This is a genomic window from Hymenobacter sp. NBH84, from assembly GCF_014217645.1.
Taxonomy (GTDB): Bacteria; Bacteroidota; Bacteroidia; order Cytophagales; family Hymenobacteraceae; genus Hymenobacter; species Hymenobacter profundi.
In genome coordinates, this window is the sequence record NZ_CP043646.1 from 79,430 (window position 1) to 98,880 (window position 19,451).

Annotated in this window: 22 protein-coding genes; 9 read left to right on the top strand and 13 right to left on the bottom strand. The window is 62.3% G+C overall.

Annotated elements, in window-relative coordinates:
* From F1C16_RS21145 to F1C16_RS21160, 4 genes are all read left to right on the top strand, one after another.
* Entirely contained in the window at positions 1-702 is a 702-nt protein-coding gene (locus tag F1C16_RS21145) for a DUF1345 domain-containing protein (RefSeq protein ID WP_135436991.1), read from the top strand.
* An 81-nt stretch (positions 703-783) separates the two neighbouring features.
* Positions 784-1,719 carry a bestrophin family protein gene (locus F1C16_RS21150; RefSeq protein ID WP_185284566.1) on the top strand — a complete coding sequence of 312 codons (936 nt, stop codon included), beginning with the start codon at positions 784-786 and terminating at the stop codon, positions 1,717-1,719.
* Complete coding sequence (locus tag F1C16_RS21155; RefSeq protein WP_185284567.1) at positions 1,706-2,689, top strand: DUF2279 domain-containing protein; 984 nt, start codon at positions 1,706-1,708, stop codon at positions 2,687-2,689. Before F1C16_RS21150 ends, F1C16_RS21155 begins: the two co-directional genes overlap by 14 nt.
* 100 nt (positions 2,690-2,789) lie before the next feature.
* A complete protein-coding gene (locus F1C16_RS21160) occupies positions 2,790-3,185 on the top strand; it encodes a hypothetical protein (RefSeq protein ID WP_185284568.1) in 396 nt (131 codons plus the stop codon).
* Between the two features lie 112 nt (positions 3,186-3,297).
* On the opposite strand, the gene F1C16_RS21165 is transcribed toward F1C16_RS21160, so the two are convergent.
* Positions 3,298-3,543: a hypothetical protein gene (locus tag F1C16_RS21165; protein ID WP_170865256.1), complete on the bottom strand. Its 246-nt coding sequence runs from the start codon at positions 3,541-3,543 to the stop codon at positions 3,298-3,300.
* A 427-nt stretch (positions 3,544-3,970) separates the two neighbouring features.
* Here F1C16_RS21165 and F1C16_RS21170 point away from each other — a divergent pair, with 427 nt between their 5' ends.
* Positions 3,971-4,243: a hypothetical protein gene (locus F1C16_RS21170; protein ID WP_185284569.1), complete on the top strand. Its 273-nt coding sequence runs from the start codon at positions 3,971-3,973 to the stop codon at positions 4,241-4,243.
* Between the two features lie 177 nt (positions 4,244-4,420).
* Here the strand turns inward: F1C16_RS21170 and F1C16_RS21175 are convergent, their stop codons facing one another.
* The 6 genes from F1C16_RS21175 to F1C16_RS21200 all read right to left on the bottom strand — a co-directional run bounded on the left by F1C16_RS21175 (position 4,421) and on the right by F1C16_RS21200 (position 7,655).
* Positions 4,421-5,497: a Fic family protein gene (locus F1C16_RS21175; protein WP_073285522.1), complete on the bottom strand. Its 1,077-nt coding sequence runs from the start codon at positions 5,495-5,497 to the stop codon at positions 4,421-4,423.
* A gap of 68 nt (positions 5,498-5,565) precedes the next feature.
* Positions 5,566-5,841, bottom strand: coding sequence for an antitoxin VbhA family protein (locus F1C16_RS21180; RefSeq protein ID WP_073285524.1), 276 nt, complete (start codon positions 5,839-5,841; stop codon positions 5,566-5,568).
* Between the two features lie 123 nt (positions 5,842-5,964).
* The gene (locus F1C16_RS21185; RefSeq protein ID WP_185284570.1) at positions 5,965-6,321 is read right to left on the bottom strand and encodes a hypothetical protein; all 357 of its coding nucleotides are present in this window, start codon (positions 6,319-6,321) and stop codon (positions 5,965-5,967) included.
* Positions 6,322-6,566: 245 nt separating this feature from the next.
* Positions 6,567-6,899, bottom strand: a complete 333-nt coding sequence (locus tag F1C16_RS21190; RefSeq protein WP_185284571.1) for a hypothetical protein — start codon at positions 6,897-6,899, stop codon at positions 6,567-6,569.
* 94 nt (positions 6,900-6,993) lie between these two features.
* A complete protein-coding gene (locus F1C16_RS21195; protein ID WP_185284572.1) occupies positions 6,994-7,296 on the bottom strand; it encodes a hypothetical protein in 303 nt (100 codons plus the stop codon).
* Complete coding sequence (locus F1C16_RS21200; RefSeq protein ID WP_185284573.1) at positions 7,296-7,655, bottom strand: hypothetical protein; 360 nt, start codon at positions 7,653-7,655, stop codon at positions 7,296-7,298. Before F1C16_RS21200 ends, F1C16_RS21195 begins: the two co-directional genes overlap by 1 nt.
* A 1,253-nt stretch (positions 7,656-8,908) precedes the next feature.
* On the opposite strand from F1C16_RS21200, the gene F1C16_RS21205 reads away from it, so the two are divergent.
* Positions 8,909-9,850, top strand: coding sequence for a replication initiation protein (locus F1C16_RS21205; RefSeq protein WP_073285537.1), 942 nt, complete (start codon positions 8,909-8,911; stop codon positions 9,848-9,850).
* Positions 9,851-9,961: 111 nt separating this feature from the next.
* Here the strand turns inward: F1C16_RS21205 and F1C16_RS21210 are convergent, their stop codons facing one another.
* The 3 genes from F1C16_RS21210 to F1C16_RS21220 all read right to left on the bottom strand — a co-directional run bounded on the left by F1C16_RS21210 (position 9,962) and on the right by F1C16_RS21220 (position 11,707).
* The gene (locus F1C16_RS21210) at positions 9,962-10,372 is read right to left on the bottom strand and encodes a hypothetical protein (protein WP_139252270.1); all 411 of its coding nucleotides are present in this window, start codon (positions 10,370-10,372) and stop codon (positions 9,962-9,964) included.
* A 129-nt stretch (positions 10,373-10,501) separates the two neighbouring features.
* A complete protein-coding gene (locus F1C16_RS21215) occupies positions 10,502-11,410 on the bottom strand; it encodes an ArdC family protein (RefSeq protein WP_073285542.1) in 909 nt (302 codons plus the stop codon).
* 33 nt (positions 11,411-11,443) lie between these two features.
* On the bottom strand, positions 11,444-11,707 hold the full coding sequence (locus F1C16_RS21220) for a hypothetical protein (RefSeq protein WP_139252271.1): 264 nt from the start codon (positions 11,705-11,707) through the stop codon (positions 11,444-11,446).
* A 161-nt stretch (positions 11,708-11,868) separates the two neighbouring features.
* Between F1C16_RS21220 and F1C16_RS21225 the strand changes: the two genes are divergently transcribed.
* The 3 genes from F1C16_RS21225 (at position 11,869) to F1C16_RS21235 (ending at position 14,381) form a co-directional block, all read left to right on the top strand.
* Positions 11,869-13,020, top strand: a complete 1,152-nt coding sequence (locus F1C16_RS21225) for an MFS transporter (protein ID WP_073285548.1) — start codon at positions 11,869-11,871, stop codon at positions 13,018-13,020.
* Between the two features lie 141 nt (positions 13,021-13,161).
* A complete protein-coding gene (locus F1C16_RS21230; protein WP_073285551.1) occupies positions 13,162-13,854 on the top strand; it encodes a VIT family protein in 693 nt (230 codons plus the stop codon).
* A gap of 47 nt (positions 13,855-13,901) precedes the next feature.
* Entirely contained in the window at positions 13,902-14,381 is a 480-nt protein-coding gene (locus F1C16_RS21235; protein WP_073285561.1) for a hypothetical protein, read from the top strand.
* A gap of 40 nt (positions 14,382-14,421) precedes the next feature.
* On the opposite strand, the gene F1C16_RS21240 is transcribed toward F1C16_RS21235, so the two are convergent.
* The 3 genes from F1C16_RS21240 to F1C16_RS21250 are packed head-to-tail and all read right to left on the bottom strand — an operon-like array spanning position 14,422 to position 19,447.
* Positions 14,422-15,033: a TlpA disulfide reductase family protein gene (locus F1C16_RS21240; RefSeq protein WP_073285563.1), complete on the bottom strand. Its 612-nt coding sequence runs from the start codon at positions 15,031-15,033 to the stop codon at positions 14,422-14,424.
* Between the two features lie 52 nt (positions 15,034-15,085).
* Positions 15,086-16,255, bottom strand: a complete 1,170-nt coding sequence (locus tag F1C16_RS21245; protein ID WP_084549018.1) for an efflux RND transporter periplasmic adaptor subunit — start codon at positions 16,253-16,255, stop codon at positions 15,086-15,088.
* Positions 16,256-16,288: 33 nt separating this feature from the next.
* The gene (locus tag F1C16_RS21250; protein ID WP_084549019.1) at positions 16,289-19,447 is read right to left on the bottom strand and encodes an efflux RND transporter permease subunit; all 3,159 of its coding nucleotides are present in this window, start codon (positions 19,445-19,447) and stop codon (positions 16,289-16,291) included.
* Positions 19,448-19,451: the final 4 nt, after the last annotated feature.

Genomic DNA, 19,451 nt, shown 5'->3' on the forward strand with positions numbered 1-19,451 from the left:
ATGCCTGTTTTACGCCTGCTTTCCCCCCGGCACCTGCTGGCCCATCTGCGTCACCTCTCGGCCCGGCAGCGCCTGCTCGTAGCCGCCGGCCTGGGCGGCCTGAGCTGGCTGCTGCTGCTGCCGTTTTCCTTGCAGGCGGCCACGCGCCTGGTGGCCGCCTGGGACGTGTTTTGCTCCGGCATTCTGAGTTTGCTGTGGGCCGCCATGTACCGGGCCGACGCGGCCCATATCCGGCGCGTCGCCACCCGGCAGGATCCCGGCCGGACCTGGACCTTCGTGGCCGTGCTGGCCGGCAGCAGTGCCGCGCTGCTGGCCGTGGTGGTGCTGCTTTCGGGGCTGGCTTCCATGCGCGGGCCCGAAGTGAGCTACCATGTGGGGTTGTCCGCCGGGGCAGTGGTCGGGGCCTGGCTGCTGGTGCACACCGTGTTTGCTCTGCGCTACGCCCACGCCTACTTCAGCGAAAACCCCGCGACCGACCCGCCGGATACGCTGGGGGGACTGGAGTTTCCCGGGGAGCCGCCCACCTCGTACTGGGACTTTGCCTACTTCGCCTGCATCGTGGGCATGACCGCCCAGACCGCCGACGTGGCCGTGTCCTCGGCCCGTCTGCGGCGGCTGGTGATGCTGCACGGCCTGTTGGCCTTTGCTTTCAATACCAGCATCGTGGCGCTGGCCATCAACCTGCTGGCCGGACTGCTCTGAGGCGGCGGGCCGTCCAGTTCTCCGGCCAGTGGCTTGCTCACGGCCTGATGATCCTTCGTTGTTTTACCCCGCTGTTACCGCATGTATATCCGTAAGCACATTCACTGGCGTGTTATCTGGGCCTATTCCTGGAAAGACGTGCTGATTTTTCTTGGCTACGATACCCTGCTGGCCGTATTGCACGGGCCGCTGCAGGTACGCTGGCTGGACATTCCCTGGCAGCTCATCAGCATCCTCGGCGTGGCCGTCTCCTTTTACGTGGGCTTCAAGAACAGCAGCTCCTATAATCGGTTTTCCGAGGCCCGCCAGCTGTGGGGCGGTATCGTGAACCGCAGCCGCAGCTGGGCGATGCTGGTACTGGGCAATACCGACCCATTGGGGCCGGCCCTGACGCCGGCGCAAGTGGCCGCACAGCAGCGGCTGATCTACCGGCACCTGGCCTGGGTGAATGCCCTGCGCCTGCACCTGCGCCGCCAGCCTGAGCGGTGGGAGGCGGAGGTGGCCCCTTTCCTGGGCCCGGACGAGTCCGTGTACTTGCGGGCAGTAGCCAATCGGCCGGCCCAGTTGTTACTGCGGCAGACCCATGACTTGCGCCAGGCAGCCGGTCTCTACACCGAGTTGCAGCAGCGCACCCTTACCGAAGACCTGCGGGAGCTCACCAATCTGCAGGGTGGCTGCGAGCGTATTAAGAACACCCCGTTTCCCCGGCAGTATGCCTTTTCCAGCGCTGCGTTCGTCTGGCTCTTTATTGCCCTGCTGCCCCTGGGCTTGCTGGCCGAGTTCGAGAAGCTGGGCCACGGGCAGTACTGGATGACGATTCCGTTCTCGGTGCTGGTGTCCTGGGTGTTTGTGACCATGGAATTGGTGGGCCACATCAGTGAGGATCCGTTTGAGAACCGCATGAACGACGTGCCCATGACGGCGCTCTGTCGCACCATCGAGATTGACCTGCGCCAGATGCTGGGCGAACAGCAGGTGCCCGTGCCCGTGCAGCCCGTGGAGGATGTACTGCTGTAACCTGACTGCCCGCCTACCCCGCAGGGCGGAGTGGCGGCGGGCCGCAGGTGGGCCCCTGTTGAGCGTGGCCTGGCTAAGCGCGGCCCTGCTATGGCCCGCCCCCGCCGCTGCCCAAGTGCCCCGACCAAAGAACGAGTACGTCCCCAGTCTGGCCGACTCCAGTCGTCACGCCGCTCGGTTGCCGGTGCTGGCCGGCGGCGTGGCAGTGGTCTATCCCACGGGGCTGTACCTGCTGAGCCGAAGCTGGTATACCGGGGAGCGGGTTCCGCTGCATTGGTTTAACGACTGGCCCGAATGGAAGCAGCTGGACAAAGCCGGCCACTTCTGGACCGCGTTTCACGAAAGCCGCGCCGCGGTTGACCTGCTGGGCTGGGCTGGGCTGGCCAAGCGCCGCTCCCGCTGGTACGGGGGCTTCGTGGGATTTCTGCTGCAAAGCCCGATTGAGCTGCTGGACGGCCGCTCTCCCGCCTACGGCGCCTCGCCCGGCGACCTGGCGGCCAACCTGGCCGGGTCGGTGGGCCTGCTGACCCAGCAGCTGGCCTGGGGCGAGGTGCGGCTGATGCCCAAGGTATCGTTTCACCGCAGCCCCTACGCCGCTCTGCGCCCCGACGTACTAGGCCGTAACCTGCCCGAGCGCTTGCTCAAGGACTACAACGGCCAGACCTATTGGGTGTGTGCCGACGTGGGCGCGTGGCTGCCGGCCGACAGCCGCTGGCCGCGCTGGCTCCAGCCGGCAGTCGGCTACGGGGCCGAACAGCTACTCTACAACGACCCGGCCCGCAACCAGGCGGCCGGACTGCGCGCCTACCGCCAGTATTACCTGTCGGTGGACGTGGACCTGCGTCGGGTGCCCACACGCTCCCAGGTGCTACGACGCGTGTTCAACGTGGCCAGCCTCGTGCACCTGCCCGCCCCGGCGTTGGAATGGAACGCCCGGCGGGGCTGGCATGGCCATGGCCTCTATTATTAACGTTACCCGGGCGGCTTCGCGCCCCTTCCCGGGTGTTCTCCTAGCTCCGGTTCCCCTTCGTCTACTAGCCGGGGCACTGCTCATTTTCAGTTCATACGGCATGAAAAGGTATCTGTCCTTTGATCGGTTCATCGGCCTGGCCGGTCTGGCAGCTTGTATGGCAGCCGCGCTGCTGCTGCCCGGCTGTGGCAACCTGGGCTCGCATAGCCTGACCCTCCGCTTGCAGGTTGCCTTCGACAGCACAGCCATCCGGATCCATAACCCCACCCGCGCGACGTACTACCACGCGCAAGTGGAAGTAAATGATGCCTTTGCGGCCGCGTTGGGCACCCTTGCCCCGGGCGCCCACCGGCGGCTTTCCTTGGACAGTCTGCGTAACGACCAGGGCCAGGGGTTGTCAAGGCGGGCACAACTGGAGCGGCTTACGCTCTACGCTCAGGATAGCGTTGGCAACTATGATGCGCTTATTCTGGACCCCGTTCCTGCCGGCCGATAAATCCGATGTACGCGCCAGTGGTGTTTCACTAAGAGGAGTCGCTCGCTAGGAGCCTTAACCATTTCGCTTGTAGCCGCGTAAGCACAGCACATCTATCCACCCCTGAGTTCTACTACCCATGGCTGACCATCCCGAAGAACACCAGAAAATCATCGAGGCCCACGAAAGGGCCGCTCACTACTTCGAGCACGCTGCCCAGCAGCACCGCGCTGCTCAGCAGCACCTGCAGCAAGGCAACCACGAGCAGGCGGCTCACCACGGCTATACAGCCTACGGCTTTGCGGGGCATGCGCTTAAACATGCGGAAGAAGCGGCCTTGCACCATTCCCACGAGCATGGCCACCGAGAACCCCTCCATACACATGAACAGGGGGAAGCCGCAGCTTCGTAGTTACTGCCGCACCCCGTATCGCGCCCCGGTGGCGGTGTTGCCCGTGCAACCCGCCCCGGGGCGCGTGGCCTTTTAGCAGCCCTGTCCAGCGGCTTCAGCACCTTCCCGGCGATACCTTGCGTGCGGTTATGCACACGGAGGAAACTACGCCCGCTGTCTTTGTGGTTGAGCGGGTATGTGTGTGCATCATACCCCAACCCGAAAACTGCTCCGACTAGGCTTCTACGCGGCGGTCGGTGCCTGGATCCTCTACACCCAGGCCGGAGGTTTCTAACCGGAATGCGCGGGGCCCTTTTTGAGGATGCGCTACGCAGGGACCGGATGCACAACGCAACTTGCGTAGGCTAACGGTGCCACTACCTTATGTATCTTCCGGGGTTGCCCCCCCCACTTTATGCTCCCTGTTCGTCTTTGCTGGCCCGCTGTCGGCGGGGCCATCTGCCTGCTGACGCCGGTGCCCGGCGCGGGGCAGGTGCTGTATTCACCTGCTCCACCTGATTCCGTGGGTCTGCGCCTGGAGGCAGAGCCCCGGCCGTCGCTGCTCCGGCGCGTGGCGCAATGGGCCGGGCGGTCGGCCACCCGGCGCGTGTTGGTGCCGGGGCTGTTGGTGGGGCCACGGGGCTGCTCGCCGTGGTGCGGCTGTAGGCTGGAAGGCAGGGCAGCTTAGCGGGAATTTCTGTTCCTACTCTAGTGCGACCCCACTTACTGCAAGCGCTGCGCCTTCAAAGAAGATCTGCCCGTTATCAACCGTAAACGCTGGGACTGGGAGTAGCGCACAGCCCTGTACTCTGCAAACTGTTCCGCCACGAACGGAGCATGCTTGTCAAATAGGTAGCTGGCCCCTCTACAGCTTCGGCGCCCGGCGTTTAGGTGCTACCTGAATGGTCGGTTTGTGGGAATTTGCTTGCGTGAGCTGTTCGAGCTGCACCAACTGCTGCACGCTTTGGGCCAGAGCTATGGCCTGTTGCATTAGCGGTGCTTCATGCCGCAGCACCGGGTGCTTAGACACTTCCAATGCAGCTTGCTGAATACCGTGACTGTGTTGGCCAGCCGTAGTCGGCTCATGCAGCACCAGCGTCATTTGCTGCAATAGTTGGTTTCCCCTGGTAGTATCGCCCCGGTCAATATCCCGTAAGGCCTCGCCGATGACATAGGCGCTGTTCTGCATCACCCGCTGTGCTTCCATGCGCTGCATGTCGGGCGTGGGGCCAGCTAAGGTTCGGGCCTGGCTAACATCGCGCAGCTGGACGGCCTGTGCGCCGGCTAGGGGCGTGGTGGCCGTGCGCAGCAGTAGCGCCAGCGGCTCCAGATTCTTATCCAGCTGGGCCGGCCCATAAGGTCGGATGATGGCCAGGTCGCGGGCGTTGTTGAGTTGCGCGGCCGCCGCCGGGCTCAGTTCGACCTGGTAACCTGCCTGCCGTCCCAGCAAAGTCATCACGCTCTGGATGGTGCGCCCATTGCCTTCCCGAAAAGCGTGCGCGTGGTTGTACTGGTCGAAATAGTAAGCCGCCCGCCGGGCAAACTGCTCCGGTGCCAAGCCGCGCAGATAGTTTTCCAACTGCAGCTGGGCGCCGATGGCATCCAGGCGCTGGTCGAGTTGCTGGTAAGGGGCGTAACGCATTGTATCACCCCGGGGGTTGAGCACATAGGCCGGCTTCTGCCCTTGGAACGGCCCGTCTGGTCCCTGGGCACGCGTCTGGCCCGCCCACTGATACACGTCCTGAAACAGCTCCCGATGGATACGTTTGAGGTGCGCGGCGTCGAACTGGCCCGGTAGGTCAACGGCACCTACCACGATGCGCAGCAGGGCGGGAATGGACAAGGCTCCTTCCGCTTCGCGCAACTGGTCCTGATTGGTTATTCCCAACCGATTGTAGATGACCTGGTGGGTAGAGTCGTAAAATCCATCCTGAATAGCCACGGCAAGAGGGTTGCGTGATAAAAAACCCGTCTGACCGATGGCCAGACGGGCTGTAAAGCGCGGGGGCGTTAGTCCAGCAGCGGCTGCTCCGGGCGCATGTCCGCAGGCGGCTGGGCGGCGGGTGCATCTTGCGGGCCTTCCGCCTGACTAGCGTAAAAGCTTTTCAACTCATCGGTGACGCCCTGCAGCGTCAGCTCGCCGGCCACGTACCGGGCGTACATTGCCTCGGCGGCCGGGCCGGGTACGGCCCCCTGCGCAACACTCCAGGCGCGGGCTTTATCGATGAGTTCCTGCCGCTGAGCGGGGGTAGCCTCCCGCTCGGAAAAGGTGATGGGATGAGTCATCGGTTCAGTCTAATGGTTCAGTATGACAACATATTTACCTGCTAAAAGGCTCCTGTGATTGTCAGGAAGCGCTTTTTGACTTGAGTGATTGGCCACAAAAGGGAAAGAAACCAGCCGCTAGATCTACTGCTGAGCGGTCAGAAACTGTAGCTGGTCGCGGAACGTGGCCAGGGCCTCGGCATCCGGCAGCAGAAAGCACGGTGTCTTGCTGGCCAGCGGATAGTGCAACAGCTCGGTGGGTACCGCCAGGCAACCCAGCAGCCGTTGGAGCAGGCGCGGTTCCTCGCGTTTGAGCTTGCCGTTTTTCAGGTTGATGATGTTGGGGTACGTAAGCTGATGCGCCGCGCAAAAGGGCTTCAAGCCCCCGTTGCCCAGCATTTTCAACCGCCCCTGCGCGTAGCAAAGCGCTTCAGCATAGGACACGGTCAGCTGTAAGTCGGGGAAGGGCAGCGGGGCTACTACCGGGCATTCAACTTCCATGCGGGTTCAGGATTAGGTGGGTCAGGGTAGGCACCGCAGCAGCTCGTGCAGCACCCAAACCCGACCGACGGTCTACAATTTCTGGTGCCTTCGCGACCAGGTGGACACTGCGAAGCTATCAGCTGCGGGCAGGCCCAGGGCGAAAAAAGGACGAATGGTAAAAAGTTAGCCGCGAAATGCACCACGACTACGCGAACGGTTCCGCGGACACCCGCCGCAAGTGCCTCTATGGGCCAGGCCGCAACCTAATGCTGCTGCTTGGGGCGCCCCAGCTGCGGCGCCGGCACGGCCACGGGGTGCTGCATTTGGTAGTAGGCCAGCTCAAACACCGTGGGCAGGTCGAGGCGGGCGAGCACGGCCAGGCGTTGCAGCTCCTCCAGGGTAGCGGTTTCGGGCTTCTGCATCCGCAAGGCCAAGGTACGCGGCACTACTTTCCAGGCTTCGGCTACTTCTTTGCGGGTACCCAGCGAGTGAATCAGCTCGGCCAGTGAGCTACAGGCAACGGGGGCAACGGGCAGCTGCTCGCGCTCCAACGGATGCACGTGCACGCTGGGCGGGGTTGACTTCGGAGTTTTCATGCCGTAAAAAAAGGTTGCTAAATTGGCATTATTACGGCCCGGCGTAATTCACGACCAATTCGGTAGCAGCATACCAGTTCTACGGCTGGTCCCGCTACAACAACAGCAAGGCGAATTGTCCGCCCTGCTCCTCCCGGGTGCAGCGCAGAGCATCCTGGGCAATGGGGCGAACGGCCCGCACCAGCTTTTCGAGCACGGCAAAATCGTCCGGCGTGTCAATCGCCAGCCCGAGCCGCAGGGCTACCTCGCAGGTCAGACCCTCGTAGTTCAGACTCTTGCCCAGCTGCTGCATCTGGGCTTCCACGTCGGTCACGGCGGCAATTACCCGGCTGCGGAACCTGTTCCAGTCCGGATGGCACATGGTGGGGGCTTCGGTGGCTTTCATTGACTTGGCCATTACAGGTGGGTATCATAGCCGGTCACCGACGTGAACAGGCCCGGCAGGTCCTCCCCATACACTAAGTCGAAGGTTTGCTTGCGAGTAATAACTGCCTCACAGTCGACCAACTGCTGGTGGTAGAACTCGACCGTGTAGGTATCGGTGGGCATCAGCGTAATCTTCAGCCGATTCACGCCGGCCTCATTGCGGCGCAGATTCATGCGCAGCCAGGGGTTGGGGTTGGCGGCCGTGCGACCGGCAGCCAGTAGTTGGTTGGCCCCGGTCATAGCGAGAAACCGACGTCCTCCTAACTGCAACAGGATGATGTAAGCTTCCTCAACGATTTTAGGGCCATCATTAGGAGTAGGTTTATCCATGACTGACAGGTGTTTATGAACGGATTGGGGTGTTATTAATAAACAGCAGCATAGTCAATAAAGTTGCTTTTTTAGCTTATTTATAAGCGCTTTTACTGCATCTTTAAAGTGGCAGTCTCCCGGTTTTCCCCCTCGTTATTCACTTATTAAAAGTGGCTCAGCTCTTAGCTGTGGTTTGGCTAGTCTTGCTGGAGTGGCCATCGAAGGCAGTCACTCAGTACCGGGTGGATGGGCCTCGTGGGCACAGCTGACGCCAGTGGAAGTAGCGGCCGGTTAGTTCCGGGTTAGTGAAAAGGATAGAAATGGTAAGTCATCCAATAGCGCTTTCTGCTGGCTGCTGAGTAAGGCCAAAATCTTTTTAGCAGCTATCCGCTGGGCGAGTTGTAAAGGGTAACTTCCTAGCCTTGGACCGCTTATGACTAACGGTTTAGGAAATCGGGCCGGGGTGATATGGTCAGTCAAGGAAAGGATAGGTTTTGTAAGTTAACTCTGCAGGGATGGGCTGCGTAGATCACCCTCCGAAAAAGTAAAAACAGCCTCCAGGCGCTGTAAATGCTTACCATTTCTATCCTTTAGCCATCAGTCAATACCCGCTGGCTTACCATTTCTATCCTTTCGGCCGCGTCGGTCACGTCCGCTCATCATTTCTATCCTTTCGGGTGTAGGGTACTTCTGATGATTTAGCAGTGGTGCGGGTAGCTGCTTACAAACTTGGCAAATCTCCGCTCGACATGGCAGGTTTTTAGAGGTAAATGGAGCCTAAGAAAAAAGGGAGTCGTAATCTTGTAAGTCGCCTCAGCCTGCCTGGAAGGCTAATAAAGTAAATAAAAGTATAAAATTTCTTGAAATAGTACAACGCTTTTATGCTAGCTTATACTCCCCCCCTTTGTTGTTTTCTTGTCCCGTTCCAGCGTTTTGTACCCTTTAAAAGTCTTTCGTTCGAACGTCATCAACAAATTTGTGAGTTTTTTTTATTTGTCAAGTATTTACTCTATTTGCAGAGCTCGTAAGTCACTGACTTTTCGGGTTTTTATGCCATTTAAAGGATAGGAATGGTAAGCGAAAGGATAGGGATGGTAAGTCAAACGGATAGGTTTTGTAAGCGAAGGGATAGGAATGGTAAGCGAAAGGATAGGGATGGTAAGTCCAACGGATAGGTTTTGTAAGCGAAAGGATAGAGCTTTAGGGAAGGCTTACTTTAATATCTGTAACTCCCTTATCTTTGATCATACGCTCTACCTATTCCCACTAGCATGAGTACCCCCGTTACAGGCAGCACCCCCTCCACGGGGGTAGAAATCCGGCAGCATAACGCCATTACCACCGCGCGCTACGAAATGAGCGCTGTCGAGATGGATATTGTCTTCTCGCTGCTCTCAGTGCTGCGCAAGGAGGACAAGCCAGGCACTATCTACCGCATCCGGGTAAAGGAATTGGAGCAGATGACGGGGCGCTCCTGGAACTACCAGCGCCTGTTGGAGGCCACCTCCAATCTGCGCAGCCGCGAGTACGTAATTGAGGACAACAAGCACGTGCTGCAGGTAGGTTTGCTGGCCTCGGCGCTGTACGTGAAGGGCGAGGGCATCATCGAGCTGGAAATTTCGGAGCGCATGCGGCGCTACCTGATTGACCTGAAAAACAACTTCACCTCCTACCGCCTGCAGTCGGTTTTCAGTTTATCGAGCAAGTACGCCAAGCGCATCTACCAGATTGCCTCGCAGTGGAAGGACATCGGGGAAACGAAAACCTTCACGCTTGACGAGTTTAAGATCATGCTCTCGCTCAAGGACCCAAAGGGCCACGAGCCGGAGCAGTACGAGAAGATTTCGGCCCTGCAGAAGTACGTGCTCGACGTGGCCACCACCCAAATCAACGAGCACACCGACTTGCGCATCAACTACGAGTTGATCAAGAAGGGCCGCTCCTTCCACAGCATCCGCTTCTTCGTCAACGGCCAGGTGCCCCAGCAGCTGCCGATTCCCTTCGAGGACGGCGCTGAAGAAGAAAAGCAGCGCCGGGCCCTGCTGAACCTGGAGGAGCTGGAAATCCGGGACCCCAAGCTGGTCAGCCAGATTCTCGGGGACGCCAAGAAGCTAAATGCTCTCTTTTCTTTTTGCTACAAGCACAAAACCGGTAAAGTGAAGGCCGACAAGAACCCAGGTGGGCTGTTTCTCAAGATGGTGGGCCTACGTTAAGTGGCTTGGGCCACGCGCTGGCTCGTCGCAATGGCAACAAAAGGGAAAAAGCCATACTCCTGGCCCGGAGCGTCTGGTCGGTGCCGCCCGAGGGCGGCACTTAGCCCCAGCCTACTCTTCATCCTGCGGCGGATAGTCGGGTATCCAGTCTTCGGGGCTGCCAACGACCGGCGCCGGCGCGGGCTGGTAGGGCTCCAACTCCCGGCCGAAGCAGTGGCCCAGCGTGACGCCGGGGCACTGCCGCTGAAACCAGGCAGGTAGTACCTCGGGGGCGCACACCACGCCCAGAAAGCCCTCGGCATGAAAGTAGGCTTTGACCTCGGCCGGCCCGAAGCTGTTCAGGTAGATGTGCATACGGTCACCGATGGCTGGCACCTGGCCGCGGCCGGACCACTGCAGCACGGCCGGGAAGCCCGCCAGGCGGGGAAACCCTACCCACGCCGGGCAGGCTTGCGGCTCCCCTATCCAGGCGGTAGGGCTAAGGGTAGGCTGACGGACGACGGAAGCGGAAGAACTGGACATGATGAGGCAGTAAGTGGTGACTGATGAAACAGCGGAGCTTGGGGCCGCTGGCTTCGGGGCTGGGTGTTTTCCTTTTGTTGGCGCGCCGGGGCACCGGCTGACGGTTGCCAGCCGGTACCCTCTCCCCCACTAGGCCGCTTCGGGCAGGGCTTCGGCGCTGTCGGCCTCGTAGCTGGGCACAATGCCCAGAATGTGGTTAGCAGCCTTCTGAGCCTGGCTGGCGGCGGAAATAATCAGGCGCTTATCATTGCGCAGGGCCTGCAGCCAGTTGGCCAGGTAGGCGGCGGTGCTGGGCTCGGTCACGGCCAGATTCAGGCCGGCGGCGTTGCTGAGGAAGGCGGCGCCCAACTCGGCCACTAGTTCTTCCTTGGCGTAGGTTTCGCTACCGAAAGCGGCCTTTTCCGTGAGCGTGGCCCGGTCGAGACGCTTGGCGTGGCCGGTGGAATGGGCCAACTCGTGAAACAGGGTAGTATAAAAATCCTCGGACGTGTGGAAGTTCGCTGGCTCGGGTACAGTCACGGTGTCGGTGCTGGTGCGGTAGTGGGGCTCACTGCCGGCGTAACAGATGCGGGGGCCACCGGCGTAGCCGGCCACAATCTGCTCGGCGGCCTGCTGGGGGGTATGTTCGCGCTGCACCGGCTCGGGCAGCTTCCACTCCACGCCGTCAATCTGGGCAATGTTGAACACGGTGGAATACTGCAGAATGGCCACCTTCTTTTCTTTGCCCTGCGCATCCTCTTTCTTCGATACCTTGAAGAACACCACGGGCATTCCTTTTTCGCCCTTGCGCACCTGGCCGCCCAGCTCGCGGGCCTGGTTGTAGGTCAGGTAATAGGGCTGCTCGTGCTGGAGCATGGCCAGCAGCAGGGCGTTGATGCCCTGATACACGTGCTTGCTGCGGTAGTTGCGGGGCGCGCCGTGGGCAGCGTTCCACGACTGTTTCCACGGGGCTACGCCGCATTCTAAAGCCAGGATAATCCGGTTGGTGATGATATCATACACATCGGCGCGGGGGGCGGCAGCGGGGGCATTTTTCATAAACCAAAGGCGGGGTAAATGGTGAGAAAAGCGTTAGTAGAGGTAATCAGGATGAGCAGCCGGGCCTAGCTCCTGGGCCTCGCGGGCCAATTGGGCATCTTCCCAGGCTTCGCTTTCCTGCAGGGCCAGCAGCTTCCAGCGCAGCAGTTGGGCCGCATCGGTGCAGGCACTGATCAGCGGCTCGGCCTTCTGGCGGCGCTCCGGGCTAAAGGCGGGATGGTTGAGCACTTCGCGCAGGTTCCGACGGGCTGAGGAAACCAGGAGCGCACAAGCAGGGGAAATGGGCGTTGACACCATGATTATCAAGCTGTTTTAGGTGCGTTGCTTATACTTATTAAACGCAAATACACCTCTTATTGTTGCTTTTTTAGCTTATTTATTAATGCTTTTTTAGCTTATTTATGGCACAATGATTGGCTTTTTCCCTTTTGTTACTATTGCATTCGTAACCCACGCCGATGACTTACCTTACCCGCGCCGTTTGGCTGCTCTCGCTCATTAGCCTCTTCACCGATCTGGCCAGCGAGATGCTCTACCCGGTGATGCCGCTGTATCTGCAGTCCATTGGCTTCTCCGTATTTTTCATCGGTCTGCTTGAAGGACTGGCCGAAGCCGTGGCCGGCCTGAGCAAGGGCTACTTCGGCCAGTGGAGCGACCGGCTGGGCCGCCGCGTGCCCTTCGTGCAGTGGGGTTACGGGTTGAGTGCCTTCTCCAAGCCGATGTTGTCGGTGCTGGCCACTCCCCTTTGGGTATTGCTGGCCCGCACCCTCGACCGCCTGGGCAAGGGCTTGCGCACGGGCGCCCGCGACGCGCTGCTCTCCGACGAAACCACACCTGCCGACCGGGGTAAGGTCTTCGGGTTCCACCGCTCAATGGATACGCTCGGGGCCGTATTCGGTCCCCTGGCCGCGCTGGCCTGGCTGGCCGCGCACCCCGGTCAGTACCGCCCGCTGTTTTTGTGGGCTTTTCTGCCAGGCGCGCTGGCCGTTGGTATCACCTTCGCGCTTCGGGAACGGCGGGCCGTGCCTTCCGGCCGGCCGGTGATGCCCTTTTGGGCCTCGTTTCGCTACTGGCGACAGGCCCCGCCCGCCTACCGTCGGGTGGTAGGGTCCCTACTTGTGTTTGCCCTCTTCAACAGCGCCGATGCCTTCCTGCTGCTGTTGGCCCGCCAGCGTGGGGTATCGGCTACCGGCGTCATCGGCCTCTACGTACTCTATAACTTTACCTACGTGCTCAGCGCCTGGCCCCTGGGGCACCTGGCCGACCGCCTCGGCCCGCGCCGCCTGCTGGTGGGGGGCCTACTAATCTTCGCGGTGGTATATGGCGGGGTAGCCCTGGCGCAAGGACCTTGGGTCTTTGCCGGGTTCTTTGCCCTCTACGGCCTCTATGCGGCCGCCACTGAGGGCGTGAGCAAGGCCTGGGTCAGCACACTCTGCGCGCCGGCTGATACCGGCGCTGCACTGGGTACACTGGGGGGTCTGAGCAGCCTGGCCGCACTGGGCGCCAGCACCAGCGCCGGCCTGCTCTGGCAGTGGGGTGGCCCGGCGTTGCCGTTTGGGCTGGCGGCGGCCGTAGCATTGGGCGTGGCCGCGTTTCTGGCTCGTCGCTGATTTAGTAGCTGCGAAGGCCGGCGTGCGCGAGTCAGTAGCACTACTGCACAACCTGGGTTATAGCTGCCACCGCACCTCGGCCGTATAACCAGTTGAGCAGTATTCCAACGTATTAACCTATTCCCTAAACACCCTTACCGCATGCGCCACGACGAAAATCACCGCACCCACCGCATTGGCTGGCTTCGCGCCGCCGTGCTCGGGGCCAACGACGGCATCATCTCCACCGCTAGCTTGGTGGTGGGCGTCGCGGCCGCCAACGCTTCGCGCGAGGCCGTGTTAGTAGCGGGCGTGGCCGGGCTGGTGGCGGGGGCCATGTCGATGGCCACGGGCGAGTACGTATCCGTCAGCTCCCAGGCCGATACCGAACAGGCCGACATGGCGCGGGAAAAGGCCGAACTGGCCGCTGACCCAGCGGCGGAACACCGCGAGTTGGCCGCCATCTACGTGGAGCGGGGCCTGACCCAATCCTTGGCGGACGAAGTGGCCAGGCAGCTCATGGCCCGCGACGCGCTCGGCACCCATGCCCGCGATGAGCTGGGCATCACCGAAACGGCCGCCGCGAACCCCGTGCAAGCCGCACTGGCCTCGGCCGGCACGTTCACGGTAGGGGCGGCCCTGCCGCTACTGGTCATCCTGGTGTCGCCGGTGCAGCAGCTGACCTGGACAGTGTCCATTACTTCACTGGTATTTCTAGCGGCCCTAGGCGGGCTGGCGGCCTACGTGGGCGGCTCCAGCGTGCTGAAAGCCGCCGCCCGTGTCACGTTCTGGGGCGTACTGGCCATGGGGCTTACTGCCGTGGTCGGCCATTTCTTCAACGTCACGCCCGCGTAAACATCCAACCTGTATCTGCTCCCCTCCTTTTCTCCCAAACCTCTGTTATGAATGGTGCCCACCTTCACCTCCTGCTGAATCACACCCCCATCCTAGGCAGTTTGTTCGGCCTGTTGCTGCTGCTGGTGGCTGTCGTACGGCGGCAGGAAACGCTGATCAACGCCGGCCTGGTCGCGCTGGTCGTCGCGGCCCTGCTCACCATTCCCACCCAGCTCACAGGAGAAGGCGCGGAGGAAGTGGTGGAAGACCGCCCCGGCGTAACGCACGCTCTGATTCATGAGCACGAAGAAGCCGCCGAGTTGAGCCTCTGGGTAATGGAAGCCACCGGCGCGCTGGCCCTAGTCAGCCTACTGGCTCGGCGCCGCACCGCCGCCCGCGCCCCGCTGTTTACCTACCTCACGCTGGCCGGGGCAATAGTCAGCTTCGGCTTGCTGGCTCGCACCGGTAACTTGGGCGGCCAGATCATGCACCCCGAAGCCCGCCCCGGCTTCGTGCAGCCCGCCGAAGCCGAACACGACGAAGATTAGGTGCCGGCCCAGGGCCCCCTGGGCCGGCACCTAGGATTGCTTACTTGTGGCTGCCGGCGGCTAGGTTATCCAGCGCAGCCTTGAACTCCGGCGTGTCGTACTCGGCCATGCCGTCGTGGCGAGCGGCTACTTGGCCGTCCGGGTCCAGGATGACTGTGGAAGGAATCGAGTTAGAATCAAATGGCGGTACGAGGGGGCCGGCGGGAAAGTACACCGGGAAGGTGTAGCCCTGGCGCTTGAGCATGGCCTGGGCCTTGGCGGGGTTCTCGTCGAGCGAAATCATCACGAAAGCCACCTTCTTGGGGTCCATCTTCTTGTAGAGGGCGTGAATGCCGGGCATTTCGGCCACGCAGGGTGGACACCAACTGGCCCACAGGTTCACAAACACCACTTTGCCTTTCAAGTCACTTAGGTTGACGTGCTTGCCGTCGAGGGTCAGTAGCGGCAAATTATGGGGATAAACGCTACCGCTAGTGGATGAAACGGGCGTGGCAACGGGGGCCGCCGCTGGGGCTGGCACGTCCGCTTTCCACAGGCCCGTGGCCAGCAGGCCGCGCTGAATGCCACCCAGCACCGGCGTGCGCAATGGGGTGAACAATACGAGGGCAAACAGGGCCAGGGGCAGCCACTGGAGCAGATTTTTACGATTCATGGTCAGGGGATTTACGTCAACAACAGCAAACAAATGAAAAAACGTTCATATATCAGACTCCGGCGGGCTTGCCCTTGGCAACCGTGACGGGCTGCCCATCGGCCACCTGCTCCGCGGCTTCCCGCACCAGTTCATCGCCGGGCGCCAGTGGGCCGAACACCACCACCGTGTCGCGGCTCAACAGCTGGCCCTTGCGCACGGGCACCCACTGGGCCCGGTCCTGCCGTACGCGCACCACCTGGGCCTGCTTGGGCGCGTCCGGTGTGGCAAACACGGCCGAGGTCGGCACCGCTACGGCTTTCGCATCGGTGGGCAGCGCCACCAATACTTGGGCGTACATGCCCGCTTTCAGGCGGCCGTCGGGGTTGGGCACGTCCATCTCCACCAGCTCCGAGCGCACCGTCTGGCTCAGGCGGCTGGCGTTGCGGCGGAACACGCCGGTGAAAGTCTGGCCGGGAAAGGCCGGCACCGTGAAGGGCACCGCAGCGCCGGGCTGCAGCCACTGGCCGGCCGCGGCCTCGGGCACGGCCACTTCCAGGCGCAGGGTGCGGCTGTTTTCCAGCGAGAACATGGGTGCCGACGGCTGGCCCCCGCCCGGTCCCACCAGGGCCCCGGCCGACACGTTGCGGGCCGTAATAGTGCCGCTAAAGGGGGCGCGCACTACCAGGTAGTTGCTGAGCTCCCGGCTAGCCTGCAACTCAGACTGCGCAGCCTGCACATTGGCTTGGTCGGCCTGCATCTCGGCGCGGGCGCGCTCTAGGTCATTGGGCGAGATGGTGCCCGGCTCCTGGCTGGTGCGCAGCAGGCGCTCGTAGCTGGCCCGGGTGCCGGAAAGCTTGGCCTGCGCGGCCTGCCAGCGCGAGCGGGCCCGGGAGAGTTGGGCGGCCAGTTCCGGGGCTTCGAGCACAGCCAGGGTCTGACCTTTGGTCACCCGTGAGCCGCGGTCCACCAGCACCCGCTGCACGAAAGCGCCCACGCGGGGAAAGAGGTCAACCTGCTCGTAAGGCTTGAGCTCAGCGGGCAACCGCAGCCGGCGCACGGCCGGGGCATTAGTCAGCCGAAAGGTAGTTACGGTGGCCGGCGCAGCCGGCGTGGGTTTTTCGGCCGCGGGTTCCGAAGCGCCGGACGAGCAGCTGCCCAGCACGCCGCTCAGCAGCAGAGCCGCCGCCAGCAGGGAAGTATATCGGGGTGAACGGGCAATCAATTTCAGGAAGGCATTCATAGAGAGAGACTCAGTAGGAAAAGAAGGAGAAGATTAGGCAGCCTGCCGGGTGCGGGTGGGGAGCAGGGAGCCGGACTCGTAGCCCACCCGGCGCATGGCCCAACCGAACACGTGGGGCAGTACCAGCAGCGAGGCCAGCGTGGAGGCAATCAGCCCGCCGATGACGGCCTGGCCCAGCGGGGCAATCTGGTCGCCGCCCTCGCCCAGGCCCGAGGCCATGGGCAACATGCCGGCAATCATGGCAATGCTGGTCATCAGGATGGGCCGGATGCGGGTATCGGCGGCCAAACGGGCGGCCAGGGGCACGTCGCGGTGCTCGTGGCGCAGGTGGTCGGCGCTGGTGATGAGCAGGATGGCATTGGCCACCGACACGCCCACGCTCATGATCATGCCCATGTAGGACTGCAGGTTGAGCGTGGCCCCGGTGGCCAGCAGCATGAGCAGGGAACCCGCCACCACGGCCGGCACCACCGACAGCACCACCAGCGAGAGGCGGAACGACTGGAAGTTAGCGGCCAGCAGCAGGAAAATGACCACGATAGCCATGCCCAGCCCGGTCTGCAGGCTGCTCATGGTGTCTTCCAGCAGCTGGGGCTGGCCTACCAGGTTGGCTACTACCCCGCGCGGGGGTTCGCCGACTTGCTTGAGCGCCTTACGCACAGCTTGCGCGGCGGTGCCCAGGTCCCGGCCCTGCACGTTGGCCGTGATGCTGACCAGCCGGTAAGGACCTTGGCGGTCAATCTGGCCGGGCATCATGCGCGCCGACACCGTGGCCACCTCCCCGATGGTGGGGCGGGCCTGCCCGGCCTTGACGGGCAGCGCCTCCAGATCCTGCAACTGGGTGAGCTGGTCTTCGGGCAGCTGCACCTGCACCTGGTAGCCCAGGCCGGACTTGGGGTCGAGCCAGAGGTTTTTGCTCGTAAAGCGCGAGGACGAGGTGGCCGCCACCACCGACTGGGTGATTTCCTGGCTGGTGAGGCCAAACTGGGCGGCCCGTTCCCGGTCCACGTCGATGCGCAAAGCCGGGTACTGCAGGGGCTGGGCAATCTGCACGTCGCGCAGGTAGGGAATCTGCCGGAGCTGCGCCAGCACCTTGCGGGCATGGCCGGCGGCTTCCTTCAGGTTTTTGCCCCCCACGTTCACCTGGATGGGCGTGGGCGCGCCGTCGCTCATCACCTTTTCCACCAGCTCAATCGGTTCGAAGCTCAGTTGTAAGCCCGGCTTCGCTTCATGGATACGCCGGCGCAGGCGCTCTTTAAGCTGGCTTAGGTTCACGTGCACGCCCTCTTTCAGGGCTACCTGCATCAGGGCCTCGTGGGGGCCGGTGGTGAAGACGAAAACCGAGTTGACGGCGAAGCTGGCCGGCTGGGTGCCCACGAAGGTGGAGCTGATTTCCACGTTGTCGGGGCCGACTTCTTTGTTGATAATGGCCTGCACCGCCGCTACCGTCTGCTCGGATTTTTCCAGGCGGGTGCCCACCTTCTCGCGCAGCCGCAGCTGGAACTGCCCGCTGTTGGCTTGGGGAAAGATGTCGGTGCCGATGACGGCAAACCCCGCTCCTACTACCACGAGTGACAAGGCCAAGTAGCCCAGCACCACGCCGCTCTGCCGGCCCTGGGTCCGCGTGAGCAGGCGCTGGTAGCCGGCCTGGAAGCGGGCGAAGAAGCCGGGTTTTTCAGGCGCTTCGTCGTGGTCGTGGCCAGCAGCTGGCGCATGGTCTTTCATCAGCCAGTTGGCCATCACCGGCACCAGCGTCTGCGAGAGCAGGAACGAGGCCACCATGGCAAAGCCCACGGCCAGCGACAGGGGCAGGAACATGGCACGCGGCACGCCTTCCATGATGAGGGCGGGCGCAAAGACGGCCAGGATGCAGAGCAGAATCAGCAGCTTGGGTAGAGCAATTTCGCGGGCCGCGTCCCAGATGGCTTGGGCCTTGGGTTTGCCGCGCTCCAGGTGCTGGTGAATGTTTTCAATCGTCACCGTGGCCTCGTCCACCAGCACGCCAATGGCCAGCGCCAGCCCCGACAGCGTCATGATATTAAGCGTCTGGCCAAAGAGCTTGAGCAGAATCACGGCCGACAGGACCGAGAGCGGAATGGTGGTTATCACAATCACCACGCTGCGCCAGTCGCGCAGAAATAAGAGCACCATCAGGCCGGTGAGCACCGCGCCCAGGACGCCCTCCGTGACGAGGCTTTTGAGCGAGTTGGCCACGTAGGTGCTTTGGTCGAAGGCGTAGCTGAGCTTCACGTCCTCGGGCAGCAGGGCCCGCAGGGTGGGCAGCTTGTCCTTGACCTGCTGCACCACTTTGAGGGTGGAGGCGTCGGCCTTTTTGATGACGGGCATATAAATGGCGCGCTTGCCGTTGATGACGGCGTAGCCGGTGGTCACGTCGGCGGCGTCTTCCACCGAGGCTACGTCGCGCAGGTACACGCCGGGGCCCGCGCCAGTGCGCAGGGGCACATCCAGAAAGTCGGCGGGGTGTTCAATCAGCGAATTGACCGGGGCCATGTAGGCCACGTCGCCCATCTTCACGTTGCCGGCCGCCGAGGGCTGGTTGCTGCTGACGATGGCCTTCACCACGTCGTCGGGCGTGAGCTGGTAACCGCGCAGCTTGGCCGGGTCGGCCTTTACCACGATGGTGCGGATGTTGCCGCCGAACGGGGCCGTGGAGGTGACGCCCGGAATGGTGGTAAACATGGGCCGGATGCGGCTGGCGGCCAGATCCTGGAGCTGGGTCAGGGAGCTTTTCTCGCTTTCGAGCACCAACTGACCCACCGGCAGCGAGCTGGCATCGAAGCGCACCACCTGCGGGGGCAGCGTGCCCAGCGGCATAAACGCCGTGGCCCGCGAGACCTGAGTAGCCACCTCGGCCGCGGCCTGGGCCATGTCGGTGCCGGGGTAAAAGGAGAGCTTGATCAGAGTTAGGCCCTGAATGCTTTTGGTTTCGATCTTCTTGACCCCGGACACGAACAGGAAGTTATTCTGGAACTGGTTGGCCATGAAGCCGTCCAGCTGCTCGGGCGAGAGCCCGCCGTAGGGCTCGGCCACGTAGATGGCCGGCACGTCCATGCTGGGGAAGATATCCACGGCAATGTCGCGCACGGCGGCGAAGGCGAAAAAGAGGATGGCCAGCATGGCCACCACCACGGTGAGGGGCCGCTGCAGGGCCGACCGGATGAGTTCGTACATGCGG